This is a genomic window from Pseudomonas frederiksbergensis, from assembly GCF_001874645.1.
In the GTDB taxonomy this organism is placed as follows: domain Bacteria; phylum Pseudomonadota; class Gammaproteobacteria; order Pseudomonadales; family Pseudomonadaceae; genus Aquipseudomonas; species Aquipseudomonas frederiksbergensis_B.
Map to the genome: position 1 here is coordinate 3,331,299 of NZ_CP017886.1, position 17,836 is coordinate 3,349,134.

At 60.4% G+C, this 17,836-nt stretch carries 13 protein-coding genes and 2 pseudogenes; 10 read left to right on the top strand and 5 right to left on the bottom strand.

The features are described from left to right. Window positions 1–5: 5 nt before the first annotated feature. From pyrR to gshB, 5 genes are all read right to left on the bottom strand, one after another. Window positions 6–512, bottom strand: coding sequence for a bifunctional pyr operon transcriptional regulator/uracil phosphoribosyltransferase PyrR (gene pyrR, locus BLL42_RS16010; protein WP_071552974.1), 507 nt, complete (start codon window positions 510–512; stop codon window positions 6–8). 81 nt (window positions 513–593) lie between these two features. Then, on the bottom strand, window positions 594–1,031 hold the full coding sequence (ruvX, locus tag BLL42_RS16015; protein WP_007897947.1) for a Holliday junction resolvase RuvX: 438 nt from the start codon (window positions 1,029–1,031) through the stop codon (window positions 594–596). Next, a complete protein-coding gene (locus BLL42_RS16020; RefSeq protein ID WP_071552975.1) occupies window positions 1,031–1,600 on the bottom strand; it encodes a YqgE/AlgH family protein in 570 nt (189 codons plus the stop codon). The genes ruvX and BLL42_RS16020 overlap by 1 nt, the downstream gene beginning before the upstream one ends. Window positions 1,601–1,820: 220 nt before the next feature. Continuing rightward, window positions 1,821–2,720, bottom strand: a complete 900-nt coding sequence (locus BLL42_RS16025) for an energy transducer TonB (protein WP_071552976.1) — start codon at window positions 2,718–2,720, stop codon at window positions 1,821–1,823. Window positions 2,721–2,797: 77 nt separating this feature from the next. Then, a complete protein-coding gene (gene gshB / locus BLL42_RS16030) occupies window positions 2,798–3,751 on the bottom strand; it encodes a glutathione synthase (RefSeq protein WP_071552977.1) in 954 nt (317 codons plus the stop codon). A gap of 240 nt (window positions 3,752–3,991) precedes the next feature. On the opposite strand from gshB, the gene pilG reads away from it, so the two are divergent. The 10 genes and pseudogenes from pilG to BLL42_RS16075 all read left to right on the top strand — a co-directional run bounded on the left by pilG (window position 3,992) and on the right by BLL42_RS16075 (window position 17,768). Then, a complete protein-coding gene (gene pilG / locus BLL42_RS16035; RefSeq protein ID WP_071552978.1) occupies window positions 3,992–4,396 on the top strand; it encodes a twitching motility response regulator PilG in 405 nt (134 codons plus the stop codon). A 57-nt stretch (window positions 4,397–4,453) separates the two neighbouring features. After that, complete coding sequence (pilH, locus tag BLL42_RS16040; RefSeq protein ID WP_071552979.1) at window positions 4,454–4,819, top strand: twitching motility response regulator PilH; 366 nt, start codon at window positions 4,454–4,456, stop codon at window positions 4,817–4,819. A 10-nt stretch (window positions 4,820–4,829) separates the two neighbouring features. After that, entirely contained in the window at window positions 4,830–5,369 is a 540-nt protein-coding gene (locus BLL42_RS16045; RefSeq protein ID WP_071552980.1) for a chemotaxis protein CheW, read from the top strand. A 186-nt stretch (window positions 5,370–5,555) separates the two neighbouring features. Next, the gene (locus BLL42_RS16050) at window positions 5,556–7,616 is read left to right on the top strand and encodes a methyl-accepting chemotaxis protein (protein WP_071552981.1); all 2,061 of its coding nucleotides are present in this window, start codon (window positions 5,556–5,558) and stop codon (window positions 7,614–7,616) included. A 128-nt stretch (window positions 7,617–7,744) separates the two neighbouring features. Beyond that, window positions 7,745–7,906: pseudogene (locus tag BLL42_RS31075) on the top strand (Hpt domain-containing protein); the annotation flags it as partial. Window positions 7,907–8,164: 258 nt separating this feature from the next. Further along, window positions 8,165–13,590: pseudogene (locus BLL42_RS16055) on the top strand (hybrid sensor histidine kinase/response regulator); the annotation flags it as partial. After that, complete coding sequence (locus BLL42_RS16060; protein ID WP_071552982.1) at window positions 13,583–14,044, top strand: chemotaxis protein CheW; 462 nt, start codon at window positions 13,583–13,585, stop codon at window positions 14,042–14,044. The pseudogene BLL42_RS16055 and the gene BLL42_RS16060, both read left to right, overlap by 8 nt. Window positions 14,045–14,178: 134 nt before the next feature. After that, a complete protein-coding gene (gene trhA, locus BLL42_RS16065) occupies window positions 14,179–14,796 on the top strand; it encodes a PAQR family membrane homeostasis protein TrhA (RefSeq protein ID WP_071552983.1) in 618 nt (205 codons plus the stop codon). 314 nt (window positions 14,797–15,110) lie between these two features. Then, the gene (locus tag BLL42_RS16070; protein WP_071552984.1) at window positions 15,111–17,234 is read left to right on the top strand and encodes a putative bifunctional diguanylate cyclase/phosphodiesterase; all 2,124 of its coding nucleotides are present in this window, start codon (window positions 15,111–15,113) and stop codon (window positions 17,232–17,234) included. Between the two features lie 42 nt (window positions 17,235–17,276). Next, window positions 17,277–17,768, top strand: coding sequence for a M48 metallopeptidase family protein (locus BLL42_RS16075; protein WP_071552985.1), 492 nt, complete (start codon window positions 17,277–17,279; stop codon window positions 17,766–17,768). Window positions 17,769–17,836 lie beyond the last annotated feature (68 nt).

Below are 17,836 nucleotides of genomic sequence, written 5' to 3' on the forward strand. Positions count from 1 at the left end.
GCGAATTAAAGGGCGAGGTCTTGCAGTTCGAGTTGCAGCGGGTCAGGACCGGTTAACTTGACCCGTTCGTGGGCCGCCAGCGACAGGGTGGCGCCGACCACGTTCGGACGGATTGGCAGTTCGCCGGCATCCAGATCGAGCAGGCACACCAAGGTGACGCTGGCCGGGCGGCCGTAATCGAAGAGTTCGTTCATGGCGGCGCGGATGGTCCGACCGCTCATCAGCACGTCGTCGATAAGCACCAGGTGCTGGCCTTCGATTTCGAACGGCAACGCTGAGGGGCGCACCTGTGGGTGCAGGCCGCTCTGGCTGAAGTCGTCGCGGTAGAAGGAAACATCCAGTGTGCCCAGTGGCGAATTGCTGCCAAGTTCTTCGAGCAAGGCCTGAGCGACCCACACGCCACCGGTACGAATGCCGATGTAGCGCGGTTCGCTGATGCCCCGTTTGGCCAGATAGGCGTCAAGGCGGGTCGCCATCTGGCTGATCAGTTCGGCGGGATTGGGCAGGCTCATGGTTGCTCCTTCATGGGCCCGAGCACGCTGCGTGCACAGTGCGGCTCGGGTTGTAGCTAAGAGAGACGCTGCGGCGCCTCTTCAGGATTCGAACAGTGCAGTGTTTTCATCGAGCCAGCCTTGCAGCAGCAGCGCGGCGGCGATGGCGTCGACCGGGTTGTCGCGGTAACTGCCTTTCTGCCCGCCACGAACCAGGCGTTCGCCTTTGGCTTCAAAGGTGGTCAGGCGTTCATCGTGGGTATAGAAGGGCAGGTTGTAGCGGCCATTCAGGCGGCGGGCGAATTTCTCGGCCCGCAAGCACATATCACTGGGCGTGCCGTCCATGTTCAGCGGCAAACCGACCACTACAGCGTCGGGTTTCCATTCCTTGATCAGGGCTTCGACCTGATTCCAGTCAGGAATGCCGTTTTGCGCCTTCAAGGTGCAGAGCTCGCGAGCCTGGCCGGTAATCACCTGGCCGACCGCCACGCCGATCTGTTTGGTGCCGTAGTCAAAACCCAGAATCAGACGCAGGGCCATCAGGCGTGTCCCGCCTGGCTGGTCAGCAGGCTGAGGTTGATGCCCAGGCGCTTGGCGGCCGCTTCCAGGCGCAATTCGCTGCTGGTGTTGAACAGGATGTCGGCATCGAACGGGCAGGTCAGCCAGGCATTGTCGGCCAGTTCGGCCTCCAGTTGCCCGGCTTCCCAGCCGGCGTAACCGAGGGCGATCAGGCTTTTGGTCGGGCCAACGCCATCCGCGATGGCAAACAGCACGTCCTGGGACGTGGACAGCGCCAGGCCATCCAGTTCGACGGTTGCCTGATACGTCGAGCCGATCGGGTGCAGGACAAAACCGCGATCAGTCTGCACCGGGCCACCGGTAAAAATCGGCACGTGCTGGCACAGCGGCTGCGGTTCGATGTCGGGGCGCAATTGCTCGAGAATGTCCGCCAGGCTCAGGTCTTGCGGGCGGTTGATGACCAACCCCATGGCACCATTGGCCGTGTGCTCGACGATGTAGGTCAAGGTGTGCGCAAAATTCGGGTCGGCCATGTGAGGCATGGCGATCAGGAATTGATGCTTGAGGTAGCTGGGGATGACGTTCTTCATAGGCGCTAGTGTGGCGTTGGAGGGGCAAACTGACAAGCTGGGGATGCGCAGGAAATGGTTGTCGCGACACCCCGTAGCAGCTGGCGAAGCCTGCGTTCGAGGACGGAGTCCTCGCAAAACCGGCCATTGGGGTCATCCTGAATAAATGAGGTATGGCCTTTACGACTGCTTCGCAGCCGAACGCAGGCTTCGCCAGCTGCTACGAAAGCGTGCGCAGCTTCTAATTACTGGAGAGTCTGTCCCCGCGCGCAAACTTCCACGTACGGATGATTTCCAGTCGGTCGATATCCGACAGATCGCCGGTAAACGGTGCAAACGGTGCGGCCAGGCGGACGATGCGCTGCGCCGCCTGATCCAGCAGCGGTTGGCCGGAGGATTCCAGCACCAGCACCTCATACAGCGAACCGTCGCGATTGATCGAGACCATCAGCCGCAAGTTGCCGTAGATCTGCTTGCGCCGGGCTTCTTCCGGGTAATTCAGGTTGCCGATACGCTCGACCTTCTTACGCCAGTCGTCCTTATACCAGGCGCCCTTGTCGCGCATGGTCGAGGCGGCGCTCAGGCGGTGGATGCGCGGGCGCTTGGCATACAGCTGTTGTTCGTTGGCAAGTTCCGCTTCCAGGCTGGCGATGTCGCTGGACAGCTGTGAGCTGTCGAATGTCGGAGTCGCGGCCTTGGGCGTCGGCTCGGCTTTGACCTCTTGTTTCCTGGTCGCGGCTTTCTTTGGCGCGGGTGCGACGGTGGTCACGGCGGCTTTCGGCGCAACGTCCTCTACCTGAGGTTTGACCGAAGGAGGGGGCGAGACTTTTTGAACCTTGTTGTCCTGGAAGGGCGCGACCTCGGTGGTCTTGGGGATCGCTTTTTTATCCAGGGTGCCGCTGCCTTGCTGGTTTTCCTGAGCGAGGAAGTCGGCTTTTGCAGGCTTTTTTTCGCTTTTGAAGGTGGCGAGGGTGATTTCCAGGGTTCTGCTGATCTGCTTGGGTTCGACAAAGGTGAACCCGACGCCCAACAGCAAGGCCAGGTGAATCAGTGCCGCGAGAAACAGGGTAAAGCCGAGGCGATCGGCCGGGCGCACGCCACGGTGGGCGAGTTCGGGAGGCAGATCGGACGGAAGTGTCATGACAAGAAAACCAACATCGCGTTTTTCACAGGCCGCGCATGATAACGCAATGTTGGTACTTGCTTGTTTGTTCTATATCACCTGGCTTTAAGCTTCTGATCGATGGCAGCCATCAGCATTTCGCCGATGTTCGTGCCAAAAGCGTTGTCGATCTCGCGGATGCAGGTCGGGCTGGTGACATTGATTTCGGTCAGGTGTTCACCGATCACGTCGAGGCCGACGAACAGCAAGCCCTTTTCACGCAGGGTCGGGCCGACCTGTGCGGCGATCCAGCGGTCCTTGTCGGTCAGCGGGCGCGCTTCGCCACGGCCGCCGGCCGCCAGGTTGCCACGGGTTTCGCCCGCGGCCGGAATCCGCGCCAGGCAGTAATCCACCGGCTCGCCGTCGATCATCAGGATGCGCTTGTCGCCGTCCTTGATCGCCGGCAGGTAACCCTGGGCCATGATTTGCTGTTTGCCGTGCAGCGTCAGGGTTTCGAGGATGACCGAGAGGTTCGGATGGCCTTTGGTGTGGCGGAAGATCGACGCGCCGCCCATGCCGTCCAGCGGTTTGAGTATCACGTCGCCGTGGTGGTCGGCGAATTCACGCAGTACGTCCGGGCGACGGCTGACGATGGTCGGCGGCGTGCACTGCGGAAACAGCGTGGCGAACAGTTTTTCATTGCAGTCGCGCAGGCTCTGCGGCTTGTTGACCACCAGCACGCCCGCGCGCTCGGCTTGCTCCAGCAGGTAGGTGGAGTAGACGAATTCCATGTCGAACGGTGGATCCTTGCGCATCAGGATCACGTCCAGATCGCTCAGCAGTGCGTCGGTTTCGGCTTCCAGCTCAAACCATTTTTCCGGGTTGGCGAAGACTTTCAAAGGACGCATGCGCGCCCGGGCTTCACCTTCGGCCTGGTACAGATCGCGCTGTTCCATATAGAACAACGTCCAGCCGCGTGCCTGGGCCGCCAGCAGCATGGCCAGCGAGCTATCCTTTTTATAGGAAATGCTGGCAATAGGGTCCATGACAATCCCGACGCGAATGCTCATTGGGGTTTCCTCGAAATTTGGATGGCCCCTTTCCAGGGGTAAAAAATGGCGTGAAAAAGTGGCGTCAGAGTGGCGCTGAGTGTGTTCCCGGTCAAGGAAAAACCACCTCGAAGGTTGCTCGATAGATTGGATTTGGAGACTGTGCTAAAAAGGCTGTTGGCCCTTGAGTATCAAGGGTTTCGAGCCCTCGGTAACCCGCGAACGGACAAAATGATTCGCAAAGGCGACGGTAGAGCAGATATGGAACAGCAATCCAGCGCCTTGAAGGTCATGGTGATCGACGACTCGAAAACGATTCGCCGCACTGCCGAAACGCTGTTGAAGAACGTGGGCTGTGAGGTGATCACCGCCATCGATGGTTTCGATGCCCTGGCCAAGATTGCCGACAATCACCCCGGCATCATCTTTGTCGACATCATGATGCCGCGTCTGGATGGTTATCAGACCTGCGCGTTAATCAAGAACAACAGTGCGTTCAAGTCCACGCCAGTGATTATGCTGTCGTCCAAGGACGGGTTGTTCGACAAGGCCAAGGGGCGCATCGTCGGCTCTGACCAGTTTTTGACCAAACCTTTCAGCAAGGAAGAACTGCTGAACGCGATCCAGGCCCATGTACCGGGCTTTGCCGTTGTTTCGCCGCAGTAGGACACGCACAGTGACGCTCGGCCAACGGGCCCGGCGTCTATAAGAATGGGGAAGACCATGGCACGTATTCTGATCGTCGATGATTCGCCGACCGAAATGTACAAACTGACCGGCATGCTGGAAAAGCACGGTCACGAAGTGTTGAAAGCCGAAAACGGCGCAGACGGCGTGGCACTGGCCCGTCAGGAAAAACCCGACGCGGTGCTGATGGATATCGTCATGCCCGGCCTCAATGGTTTCCAGGCTACCCGCCAACTGACCAAAGACCCGGAAACCGGGCACATCCCGGTGATCATCATCACCACCAAGGATCAGGAAACCGACAAGGTCTGGGGCACCCGCCAAGGCGCCAGGGACTACCTCACCAAGCCGGTCGACGAAGAGACCCTGATCAAGACCCTGAACAACGTGCTGGCGGGTTGACGGCCGACCCATGGCCGAGTCTCTGACTGCCTTCGAACTGTTGCTGCAGATCGATCAGCGCTGCCGTCTGCTGGCGGCGGATCTGCCTTCGCAGCAAACCCGCAACCACGGCTGGAGCGGAATCGGCTTTCGCCTTGGCGAGCGCTGGTACGTGGCGCCGATGGGCGAGGTCAGCGAGGTGTTGCACGAGCCGCGTTTGACTCAGCTGCCGGGGGTCAAGCCGTGGGTCAGGGGCGTGGCCAACCTGCGCGGGCGACTGTTGCCGGTCATGGATCTGTGCGGTTTCCTCGGGGTTGAGTTGTCTGCGCTGCGCAAACAGCGGCGCGTATTGGTCGTTGAGTATAAAGAGGTGTTTGTCGGGTTGATGGTCGATGAGGTGCTGGGCATGCAGCACTTTGATCAGGCCAGTTTCGAGCCGGCGTCACTGGACGCGCAGGACGGCCCGGCGGGTGCTTTCATAAAGGGACAGTTCGAGCGCGAGCAACGCTGGCAGGTCTTCAGCCCGTTTGCCTTGGCGCAGTCACCACGGTTCATGGATGTGGCGGTGTAAACACGACGGACTGGTTGGCACTACCCCTGTAGCAGCTGCCGAAGGCTGCGTTCGAGTGCGCAGCACTCGCAAAACCAGGCACCGTAGTCTGTCAGGTTGATAGGGTCGGCAGGGTTTACGACCGCTTCGCGGCCGGACGCAGGCTTCGCCAGCTGCTACGGATCGCGATCTTTTAGGCGAGGATCGATGATAAAAGCTAATACAGGCAAGGCTACGGAAGGGTCGCGCAGTCGCTCGCAGATCATTGTGCTGTTCATCGCGCTGATCGTGTTCATCGTGTTGCTGTTCGCCAACTTCGCTTACCTCAATACCCAGGCCTCCTACGACAAGCAGTACATTGGTCACGCCGGAGAGCTGCGCGTACTGTCCCAGCGTATCGCCAAAAACGCCACTGAAGCGGCGGCCGGCAAAGCGGCGGCGTTCAAGCTGTTGAGTGATTCGCGCAACGACTTCGCCCAACGTTGGGGTTACTTGAAGAAAGGTGACCCGACCACCGGTCTGCCGCCAGCACCCCATGCGGTACGCCCGGAAATGCAAGCGGTGCAACTGGACTGGGAGCGTTTGTTGAAAAACACCGACGCGATTCTTTCCAGTGAACAGACGGTGCTGTCGCTGCATCAGGTCGCCGCGACCCTGGCCGAGACCGTGCCGCAGTTGCAGGTCGAGTACGAAAAAGTCGTCGAAATCCTGCTTCAGCGCGGCGCGCCTGCTACTCAGGTCGCCATGGCTCAGCGCCAGTCGTTGCTGGCCGAGCGGATCCTCGGCGCGGTCAACACAGTGCTCGCCGGCGACGAAAATGCCCAACAGGCTGCCGATGCCTTTGGCCGTGATGCAGCGCGCTTTGGCCAGGTGCTCAACGGCATGCTCCAGGGCAATCCGTCCCTGAAGATCAGCCAGGTCGAAGACCAGGACGCGCGTGCCCGTCTGACCGAGATTGCCGAGCTGTTCGAATTCGTTTCGGGCTCGGTCGACGAGATTCTCGAAACCTCGCCTGAACTGTTCAAGGTCCGCGAGTCGGCGGGCAACATCTTCAACTTGTCGCAGACCTTGCTCGATGAAGCTTCGCACTTGGCCAACGGTTTCGAAAACATGGTGGGCGGGCGTTCGACCGATACCATCGGCGGTTACGTGCTGGGCTTGCTGGCCCTGACTTCAATCATCCTGATTGGCCTGGTGATGGTCCGTGAAACCAATCGCCAGTTGCGGGAAACTGCCGAGAAGAACGAACGTAACCAGAATGCGATCATGCGGTTGCTCGACGAGATCGAAGACCTCGCCGATGGCGACTTGACGGTCACGGCATCGGTGACCGAAGACTTCACCGGGACCATCGCCGACTCGATCAATTACTCGGTCGATCAACTGCGCGATCTGGTCGCGACCATCAACCTGACCGCCGGCCAGGTCGCTGCCGCGGTGCAGGAAACCCAGGCGACCGCGATGCACCTGGCCCAGGCCTCGGAGCATCAGGCGCAGCAGATTTCCGAAGCCTCGACGGCGATCAACGAAATGGCCCAGTCCATCGATCAGGTCTCGGCCAATGCTGCCGAGTCGTCCGCAGTTGCCGAGCGCTCGGTGGAAATCGCCAACAAGGGCAACGAGGTGGTGCACAACACCATTCACGGCATGGACAACATCCGCGAGCAGATCCAGGACACGGCCAAGCGGATCAAGCGTCTGGGCGAGTCGTCCCAGGAAATTGGCGACATCGTCAGCCTGATCGACGACATTGCCGACCAGACCAATATTCTCGCGCTGAACGCCGCGATCCAGGCCTCCATGGCCGGTGACGCCGGGCGCGGTTTTGCCGTGGTTGCCGATGAAGTCCAGCGGCTGGCGGAGCGTTCGTCGGCGGCCACCCGGCAAATTGAAACCCTGGTGCGGGCGATCCAGACTGACACCAATGAAGCGGTGATTTCCATGGAGCAGACCACCACCGAAGTGGTGCGCGGCGCGCGACTGGCGCAGGATGCGGGAGTGGCCCTGGAAGAAATCGAAGGTGTGTCGAAAACGCTCGCAGCGTTGATCCAGAGTATTTCCAACGCAGCGCAGCAACAGACGTCTTCGGCGGGGCAGATATCCTTGACGATGAACGTGATCCAGCAGATCACCACGCAGACCTCGTCCGGCTCCACGGCCACCGCCGAGAGCATCGGAAACCTGGCGAAGATGGCCAGCCAGCTGCGACGTTCGGTGTCTGGTTTCACCCTGCCGGCCGTGCCTGAACGCAGCGCCGACAAGGCTTGAGCGATGCCAGCTGGAAAAGCATTTTGATGGGAGTGGTTATGGGTGATCGGCACGACTATGTGGCCCTCGAATGGGTCAAGGGCGAAATTGCCGAAACGTTGAAGCAGGCGTTTATTGCCCTTGAAAGCATGGCCCTCGACAACCGGGTCGAAGAGCCGCTGACGGCGCACGCGATCGCGGAGTGCCTGGCCGGGATTCATCAGGTTCACGGCAGTTTGCAGATGGTCGAATTCTACGGCGCGGCGTTGCTCGCCGAAGAGATGGAGCAGCTCGCGACGGCGTTGCAGCAAAACCGCGTCAGCCACCGCGATGAAGCCATTCGCCTGCTGCAACAAGCCCTCGGCCAACTGCCGATTTACCTCGATCGCGTGCACAGCGCCCGCCGTGACTTGCCGTTGGTGGTCTTGCCGCTGATCAACGACCTGCGCAGCGCCCGTGGCGAAAGCCTGTTGTCGGAAACCAGTCTGTTCAGCCCACAGTGGCAGGTGCTGCCCGCGTTGGACGAAGACACCTTGACGATGCTTGAGCCCGCCGAGCTGCCGAATGTGCTGCGCAAATTGCGGCAAATGTTGCAGATGGGGTTGGTAGGGTTGCTTCGCGAACAGGACGACACAACCCATCTCGGCTATCTGGCCAAGGTCTTTGCACACCTCGAAGCGCTGTGCGACGGCGCGCCATTGGGGCCGTTGTGGCAAGTTGCTTCGGCGCTGGTCGAAGGCATGCTCAGTGGCAGTATCGCCAACAGTCCGGCGCTGCGTAGCCTGTTCAAGGACGCTGACAAGGAGCTCAGGCGCCTGCTTGAACACGGCATGTCGCAAATCAATCAGCCGGCACCGCCTGAGCTGCTCAAAAGCCTGCTGTTCTACATTGCCAAGGCACACCATCCCACTGCGCAGATGCAAGCCATGAAAGAGCGTTATGCGCTGGACGACGCGTTGCCCGACAGTGCAATGGTCGATGAAGAGCGCGCCCGTCTGGCCGGCCCGGATCGCGACGCGATGCGTTCGGTGCTGGCCGCGCTCTGCGAAGAACTGGTGCGGGTCAAGGAGCGCCTCGACCTGTTCGTGCGCAGCGACCGTCAACATGTCTCGGACCTCGACAGCCTGCTGGCGCCGCTGCGGCAAATCGCCGACACCCTGGCGGTGCTCGGCTTCGGTCAACCGCGCAAGGTGATCATCGATCAATTGGCGGTGGTCCTGAGCCTTGCCCAAGGCCAACGCGAGCCGAACGACGCGATCCTGATGGATGTCGCCGGTGCCCTGCTTTACGTCGAGGCGACACTGGCTGGAATGGTCGGCACCGTTGAGGAAAACCGCGAAGAGAGCCGGTTGCCGACCACCGACCTGACGCAGATCCACCAGATTGTCATCAAGGAAGCGCGAATCTGCCTGCAACAGGCCAAGGACATGATCGTCGACTACATCGACAGCGATTGGGATCGTCAAGCCTTGCAGCCGCTTCCGGCGGTGCTGACCCAGGTGCGTGGCGCGTTGGCGATGATTCCGTTGAGCCGTGCAGCGAGCTTGCTGGAGGCCTGCAACGGTTTCATTCGCGAGCATCTGCTGATGGACCAGACACGTCCCGATTGGCCGCAACTCGACACGTTGGCCGACGCCATTACCAGCATCGAGTATTACCTGGAGCGTTTGAGCGAAGACCCCGAGGCGCCCGGCGAAAAGATCCTCGATGTGGCCGAGCAAAGCCTGGCAGCACTGGGTTACTTCCCCGGCGATGTGTCTGTACCGGTGCTCGAAGGCGTGCTGAGCCCAGGCTTGGCATTCGTGATGCAGGATTTGCCGGCGCTGGACAACCCGCAGATCGCCCCGTCGCTGGCAGAGGTGTTGGCCAGCCCGACCTGCGCCGTCAACCCGCCCGCGCTGATCACGCCGGGCAGTCTGCTGCCGCCACCGGCCGATGAAGAACCGGTGGATGATGAGTTGCGAGAAGTCTTTCTCGAGGAGACCGAAGAAGTCCTTGAAATCCTCCGTGAATACTTGCCGCGCTGGGCGGCCAGCCCCGACAGCGCCTCTGTCCTGAGCGAGTTGCGCCGCGCTTTCCACACCTTGAAAGGCAGCGGACGAATGGTTCGCGCACTGGTGCTGGGCGAGCTGGCATGGGCGCTGGAGAATCTGCTCAACCGGGTGCTGGAGCGCAGTGTTGAACCGGGTCAAAAGGTTCATCAACTGCTGGATGATGTGCTGCAACTGCTCCCTGAACTGATCGCCGAGTTCGCCGGCAACACCCAACGTCAGCGCGAAGATGTCGACCGCCTGGCCGCTCGCGCCCATGCGCTGGCAAAGGGCGATGAAACCTTGCCGGACGCGGCGCAGCAGGCTATCGCGGCACTCGATCCACAGTTGCTGGAAATCTTCCGCAACGAAGCTGAAACCCACCTCGGCAGCCTCAACCGTTTTCTCGATCAGGCCGCTGAACACCTGCCGTTACAGGCCAGCGATGAATTGCAGCGCGCACTGCATACCCTCAAGGGCAGTGCTTCGATGGCGGGTGTGTTGCCGATTGCCGAACTGGCGGCGCCGCTCGACCACCTGGCCCGCGAGTACAAGGCGCACCAGATTGCGCTGGACCTGGACGAAGTCGAACTGCTGCTCGAAGCCGGCGACCTGTTGCGTCGTGGCTTGAAGCAACTGAACAGTGATCCGCTGACCCCCATCAGCGGCGCCGAAGACTTGATCGAACGCACTCAGGCGCTGCTTGCCGAGCGCCTGGACGCCATCCTCAATACGCCGAACACGGGACTGCGGATCAAGCGTGATCCGCAATTGATCAACAACTTCCTCGAGCAGGGCATGGACATTCTGCTGGACGCCGAAAGCCTGTTGCGGCGCTGGCAGCAGCACCCCGGCGAGCGCCAGGAGCTCAGTGCGCTGCTGGATGAACTGACGACCCTGGGGGAAAACGCGCACCTGGCCGACTTGCACCCGGTGGATGAGTTGTGTGAAGCCTTGCTCGACCTCTATGGTGCGGTGGAGGAAAGCAGTCTGGCGGTCAACGAACGGTTCTTCCACGAAGCACAATGTGCTCACGAAGCGCTGATCAACATGCTCGACGAACTGGCTGCCGGCCAGGAAGTCGGCTCGCAGCCAGCGCGGGTGCGCGCTCTGCGTGACCTGCTCAACGAAGGCCTTGATCCGTCGGCCATGGGCCTGATTCGCAGTGATGGCAGTCGCACCCTAAGCATCACCGAACTGGGCAGCGCCACTACCGAGTTGGCGCAGACACAGGCGCAGGCGTTGACGATTGACGATGAAATCGTTTCGATCTTTCTCGAAGAAGCGGTGGATATCCTCGAAAGCGCCGGACAGGCCTTGCAGCGTTGGCTCAATGACCCAGAGAACGCCGCGCCGCTGCCGTCGTTGCAGCGCGACTTGCATACCCTCAAGGGGGGGCGCGGATGGCCGAGGTTGGACCGGTCGGCGATCTGGGCCACGAACTTGAAAGTCTTTATGAAGGTCTGGTCGACCGGCGCTTCAGTCATTCGCAAGCGCTTGGGATATTGCTGCAACAAAGCCACGACCGCCTCGCGGTAATGCTCGGACAGTTGCAAAACCATCAGCCGCTGAGCGATCCGAGTGTGCTGATCGAGGCAATTCAGCAGTTTCGACAACGCGCTGGCAGCACGGCCGAAGGGGTCGAAGTGGCGACCGAGAATGATTCGGCGAGCAACGATCCAGAACTGCTGGAGATCTTCCTCGAGGAAGGTTTCGACATCATCGACAGCTCGGGTGCGGCGCTGTCGCGCTGGCAGGCGGACCCGCAGAGCCGTCAGGAAATGGAAACCCTGCTGCGCGACCTGCACACCCTCAAGGGTGGTGCGCGGATGGTTGAAATCGCCCCGATTGGCGACTTGGCCCATGAGCTGGAGTTTCTTTACGAAGGGTTGTCGACTGGCGTGCTGCACGCCACGCCGGCGCTGTTCGATCTGTTGCAACGCAGCCATGACCGGTTGGCGCAGATGCTCGATGCGACCCGCGCCGGCCAGCCGGTGCTCCCGGCTGATAGCCTGATCGAAGCGATCAAGGCCTTCACTCACCCAACGGCTGACAAGGCCCCGACGCCGGCTCCGGTGATTGAAGTCGCACCGGTGGGTAAGCCTGAGGCCGCAGCGCTGCAACCTGATGCTGGCGCCGATATGGTCAAGGTGTCGGCCGAGCTGCTTGACGATCTGGTCAACCTGGCCGGCGAAACCTCGATCTTCCGGGGTCGCATCGAGCAGCAAGTCAACGATGCGCAGGTCGCCCTGAGCGAGATGGAAACCACCATCGAGCGCATGCGCGATCAGCTACGCCGGCTCGACACCGAAACCCAGGGGCGGATTCTCAGCCGGCAGCAGGTTGAGGCCGAACGTTTGGGCTACGAAGAGTTCGATCCGCTGGAAATGGATCGTCACTCGCAGTTGCAGCAGTTGTCGCGGGCATTGTTCGAGTCGGCCTCCGACTTGCTCGACCTCAAGGAAACCCTCGATCGACGCAACCACGACGCAGAGAACCTGCTGCAACAACAAGGTCGGATTAACACCGAGCTGCAAGAAGGCCTGATGCGCACACGCATGGTGCCATTCGAGCGGATGCTGCCGCGCTTGAAGCGTATCGTTCGTCAGGTCTCCAGCGAGTTGGGCAAGGACGTCGAGTTCATGGTCGGGAACGCTGAAGGCGAGATGGACCGCAATGTACTGGAGCGCATGGCGGCGCCGCTCGAACACATGCTGCGCAATGCTGTCGACCATGGTCTGGAGTCTGCCGAAGCACGCCGTGCGGCCGGCAAACCCGAGCAGGGCCGAATCACCCTGGACCTGTCCCGTGAGGGCGGCGACATCATTTTCGACATCCGCGACGACGGTGCCGGCGTGCCGCTGGACGCGGTGCGGCGCAAGGCGATCAAGCGCGGCTTGCTCGACCCCAACAGTGACATGAGCGATCGCGACGTGTTGCAGTTCATTCTGCAGCCGGGGTTTTCCACTGCCGAGAAAATCACCCAGATCTCCGGGCGTGGCGTCGGCATGGACGTGGTTCATGAAGAAGTGCGGCAACTCGGTGGCTCGATGGTCATCGACTCGACACGGGGACAGGGCGTGCACTTCCGCATTCGGCTGCCGTTCACCGTGTCGGTCAACCGGGCGTTGATGGTGCAGTGTGCCGAGGATCAATACGCGATCCCGCTGAACACCATCGAAGGTATCGTGTGCGTGCTGCCCTTTGAGCTGGACGGCTATTACCAGCTCGATCCGCCGTTGTACGAATACGCCGGGCAACGTTATGAACTGTGCTACCTCGGCGAACTGCTGAAGACCAGCGTCCGCCCGAAACTGCTGGGCCAGAGCCTGCCGTTGCCAGTGTTGCTGGTGCAGTGCAACGAGCGACGCATCGCGGTACAGGTCGATGCGACGACCGGTACCCGGGAAATCGTGGTGAAAAGTCTCGGCCCGCAGTTCGCGGCGGTGCAGGGATTGTCCGGCGCGACCATTCTTGGCGATGGTCGGGTGGTGCTGATTCTCGACCTGCTGACGCATATCCGCGCCATGCAGACGCATGTGTCGCCGCAGCGCGTTATTCAGGAGCCGGCCACGGAGACCGAGCCGCAGCGTTCGATGCTGGTCCTGGTGGTCGACGACTCGGTCACCGTGCGCAAGGTCACCAGTCGCCTGCTCGAACGCCACGGCATGAACGTGCTGACCGCCAAGGACGGTGTCGACGCCATGCTGTTGCTCGAAGAACACATGCCCGACCTGATGCTGCTGGACATTGAAATGCCACGCATGGATGGTTTTGAAGTGGCCATGCAGGTGCGCAATGATCCACGTTTGCAGCACCTGCCGATCATCATGATCACCTCGCGCACCGGCCAGAAACACCGCGACCGGGCGATGGCTATCGGCGTCAACGACTACCTTGGCAAGCCGTACCAGGAATCGGTGTTGCTCGAAAGCATCGCCTTGTGGAGCAAAACCCATGCTTGAGCACCGTACCAGCAACCTTACCGGGTTGCTGCTGCCCCTGGCCGATCGCAACCTGATCCTGCCCAATGTCGCCGTCGCCGAGTTGATTGACTATCAGCCCGGTGCCTTTGACCTCGATTCGCCGCCCTGGTATCTGGGCCTGGTGACCTGGCGTGACCGGCAAATCCCACTGTTGAGCTTCGAATCGGCCTGCGGAAACAATACCGTGATCGGCGACCGTGCACGTATCGTCGTCCTCAACGCCCTCGGCGGACGCCCGCACCTCAAATTCATCGCCTTGCTGGTGCAAGGGATTCCACGCTCCTACAAACTCGACAGCCAGTTGAGCTACGTCGACGTGCCGCTGTGCTCGCTGGAGCACGCCGCGGTACAGGTCGCCGAACACGTGGCAAAGGTCCCGGATATGCTGGCGCTGGAAGAGTTGTTGGTGGGGGCGGGGTTGGTTCCGCAGTGAGTTGATGATGATCGTTCCCACGCAGCGTGGGAACGATCCAACAATAGCGCTGACATTTGATTTGAAACATTGCGCTTTCACGCTACAAGCCTGAGCCTTGCGCGATGTTGCAGTGATTTTGAGGTTGGAGACACATGTATCACGGAGAGAGATTCAACGCCTGGAGCCATTTGTTCGGGGCGATTGCGGCGTGCGTCGGGGCGGTCTGGTTGCTGGTGATTGCCAGCCTGGACGGCAGCCCCTGGAAGATCGTCAGTGTGGCGATTTACGGGTTTACCTTGTTGGTGCTGTACAGCGTTTCGACGATTTATCACAGCGTGCGCGGGCGGGCGAAGGTGATCATGCAGAAGGTCGATCACCTGTCGATCTACCTGCTGATTGCCGGCAGTTACACGCCGTTTTGTCTGGTGACCCTGCGTGGACCGTGGGGCTGGACGCTGTTTGGGATCGTCTGGGGACTGGCGGTGATCGGCATGCTGCAAGAGATCAAACCGCGCTCCGAGGCGCGGATTTTGTCGATCGTGATCTACGCGGTGATGGGCTGGATCGTGCTGGTGGCGGTCAAGCCGCTGCTGGCGGCGTTGGGCACCGTCGGTTTCGCCTGGCTGGCGGCGGGCGGGGTGTTTTATACCGTCGGGATCATCTTCTTCGCCCTCGACAGTCGACTGCGCCACGCCCACGGCATCTGGCACCTGTTCGTCATCGCCGGCAGTTTGCTGCACTTCGTGGCGATCCTGTTTTACGTCGTGTGAAGCAACAGATCGCCGCCTTCGGCAGCTCCTACGGATTGAGATGATCCCTGTAGGAGCTGCCGAAGGCTGCGATCTTTTCAACGGTCGACGCGCAGCCCGTACGGCGAATGATTGGCGTCAACGCTCTGTCGAATTACTGCCTTTCCCGTTCTCGGTGCCTCTGGAGCTGACCGTTAGTCGGAGTCTGAGGCTTTGGCTCGGTGATGGCGCGATGACACCTACTGCTTTTGCAGATCCCGGTCTAGAGTGAAGTTGCAGTAATTGACCGTTTTTTTTCGACGGTACCGGCCTGACGTCACAACAAGAGAAGCAGCATGGAATGCGCGCAACCCAAGCCAGGTGAAGGCAGCTCAGTTCTTCTAATCGTGGATGATTACCCTGAAAACCTGATCAGCATGCGTGCGTTGTTACAGCGCCAGGACTGGCAGGTGATGACCGCGGCTTCCGGCTTTGAGGCCTTGAGTCTGTTACTCGAACATGAAATCGACCTGGTGCTGCTCGATGTGCAGATGCCAGGGATGGACGGTTTTGAAGTGGCGCGTTTGATGCGCGGTAGCCAGCGTACGTGTTTGACCCCGATCATTTTCCTGACCGCCAATGAACAGTCTCAGGATGCGGTGATCAAGGGCTATGCCAGTGGCGCGGTGGATTACCTGTTCAAACCGTTTGATCCGCAAATCCTCAAACCCAAAGTCCAGGCCCTGCTTGAACACCAGCGCAATCGCCGGGCCTTGCAGCGGTTGAGCCATGATCTGGAAACCGCGCGCGCCTTCAATGCTTCGGTGCTGGATAACGCCGCCGAAGGGATATTGGTGGTGGGCGATGACGGCGTGATCCGCTTCGCCAACCCGGCCATGTCTCGTCTGCTCAATGCGACAGTGAGCGAATTACAAGGTGCGGAGTTTGTGGACTTCCTGCAAAAACCGCATGTGCCGGTGTGGGTCGACTCTGATATTTATGCCGGTTATCAACGGGGTGAGACCTGGCGCGTGCACGATGCAATCCTGCGCACCGCGCCTGGTCAGCAAGTGCCGGTGGCGCTGTCCTGTGCGCCATTGCCGTCCGAACAGCAGGCCATGGTGGTGACCGTACTCGACATGTCAGTGGTGCGCCATCTGCATCAACAGCTGGAGTTCCAGGCCGTCACAGACCCGCTGACCGGGCTGCTCAATCGCCGTGGTTTCTACCAGACTGTCGAAAACCTGCTGCTGCGGGGTGAGCGTTCCGACGGTACGTGGGTCTTGTTGTACCTGGACCTTGATGGCTTCAAACGGGTCAACGATTCCCTGGGCCACGATGCGGGTGACCGGGTGCTGCGTTGGGTGTCCGAGCAGTTGAAAGCCTGCCTGCGGCCGTTCGATATTCTGGCGCGCATGGGCGGTGATGAGTTCACAGCGTTGCTCGATCTGGAGTTTCCCGAGCAAGCAGCGAAGATTGCCGAGAAGCTCATCGAGCGAATCTCGATCTGTCAGCAAATTGAAGGGCTGGATGTGGTGCTCGGTGCGAGCATCGGCATTGCGACCTATCCCGATTGTGGTTCCAACCTTGACGGCTTGTTGCGCGCCTCAGACATCGCGATGTACGAGGCCAAGCGCGCAGGGCGTCAGCAGTATCGCTTCTACGACCATGAAATGAACGGTCGCGCGCGCTCGCGGCTGATGCTTGAAGAAAGCGTGCGCACGGCCATCGAAAACAAGGATTTCAACCTGGTGTATCAACCCCAGGTGGCAATTGCCGACGGTCGCATTCGCGGGTTTGAAGCGTTGCTGCGCTGGCAGCATCCGAGTGTCGGCGATGTGCCGCCGGGGCTGTTTTTGCCGCTGCTGGAAGAGGCGCGGCTGATCAGTCGTCTCGGCAGCTGGATTTACCATCGCGGCGCCCGGCAGCGAAAGGCCTGGGAAATCCTGTTTGCCGAGGATCTGGTGCTCGGTGTGAGCTTGAGCAGCACTCAGTTCGGCATGACGAACCTGGTCACCGAGTTGCGTCAGGTGCTGGAGCGCCATGAGTTGCAGCCTTCGCAGCTGGAAGTTGAAATCACCGAAGACGCCTTGATACAAAATGTTGATGAGTCTCGCAAACAGCTGCGTCTGTTGCGTAACCTCGGGGTGCGGGTGGCGTTGGATGACTTTGGTTCGGGGGTGTGCTCGTTGGCCCATTTACGCGATCTGGAGTTGGACACGCTCAAGCTCGACCGGCACCTGATTGCCCGGATACCGGACTCGCCCCGGGATGCGGCGCTGGCTCGCAGTGTCATCGAGTTGTGCAAGCAATTCGGGATGTTGGTGATCGCCGAAGGTGTGGAGACCGTTGCGCAGTATCAATGGCTTGAGGCCAACGGGTGCCAGTATGTGCAAGGTTTCCTGGTGGCCAGGCCGCTGATGGCCGACGACGCCGGTGGCTTTGCGCAGCCGTTTGACTGGAGCGCGCTGACCGTCTGAATTCGCTACACTGGCGGCCTTTCGTCTCTCTGTTGTTGGCCCATGACCGCGCTCAAGTACCTCCAGGCTTATCCCGCTGCCTTGCAAGAGCAAGTGCGCCAGTTGATCGATCAGGATCGGCTGGGCGACTACCTGAGCCAACGTTACCCGGACAAACACGCGGTGCAGAATGACAAGGCGCTGTACAGCTACACGCTGGAGTTGAAACAGGAATACCTGCGCAATGCGCCGGCCATCGACAAAGTGCTGTTCGACAACCGCCTCGACCTGACCCACCGTGCCCTCGGCCTGCACACCGCAATCTCGCGGGTGCAGGGCGGCAAGCTCAAGGCCAAGAAAGAAATTCGCATTGCGTCGTTGTTCAAGGACGCCGCACCGCAGTTCCTGAAAATGATCGTGGTGCACGAGTTGGCGCATTTCAAAGAGTCCGATCACAACAAGGCTTTCTATAAGCTGTGCGAGCATATGCTGCCGGGGTATCACCAGCTGGAGTTCGACTTGCGGGTGTACCTGACGTGGCGGGATATGCAATAACAGATCAAAAGATCGCAGCCTACGGCAGCTCCTACATAGGCATGCGTGTAGGAGCTGCCGAAGGCTGC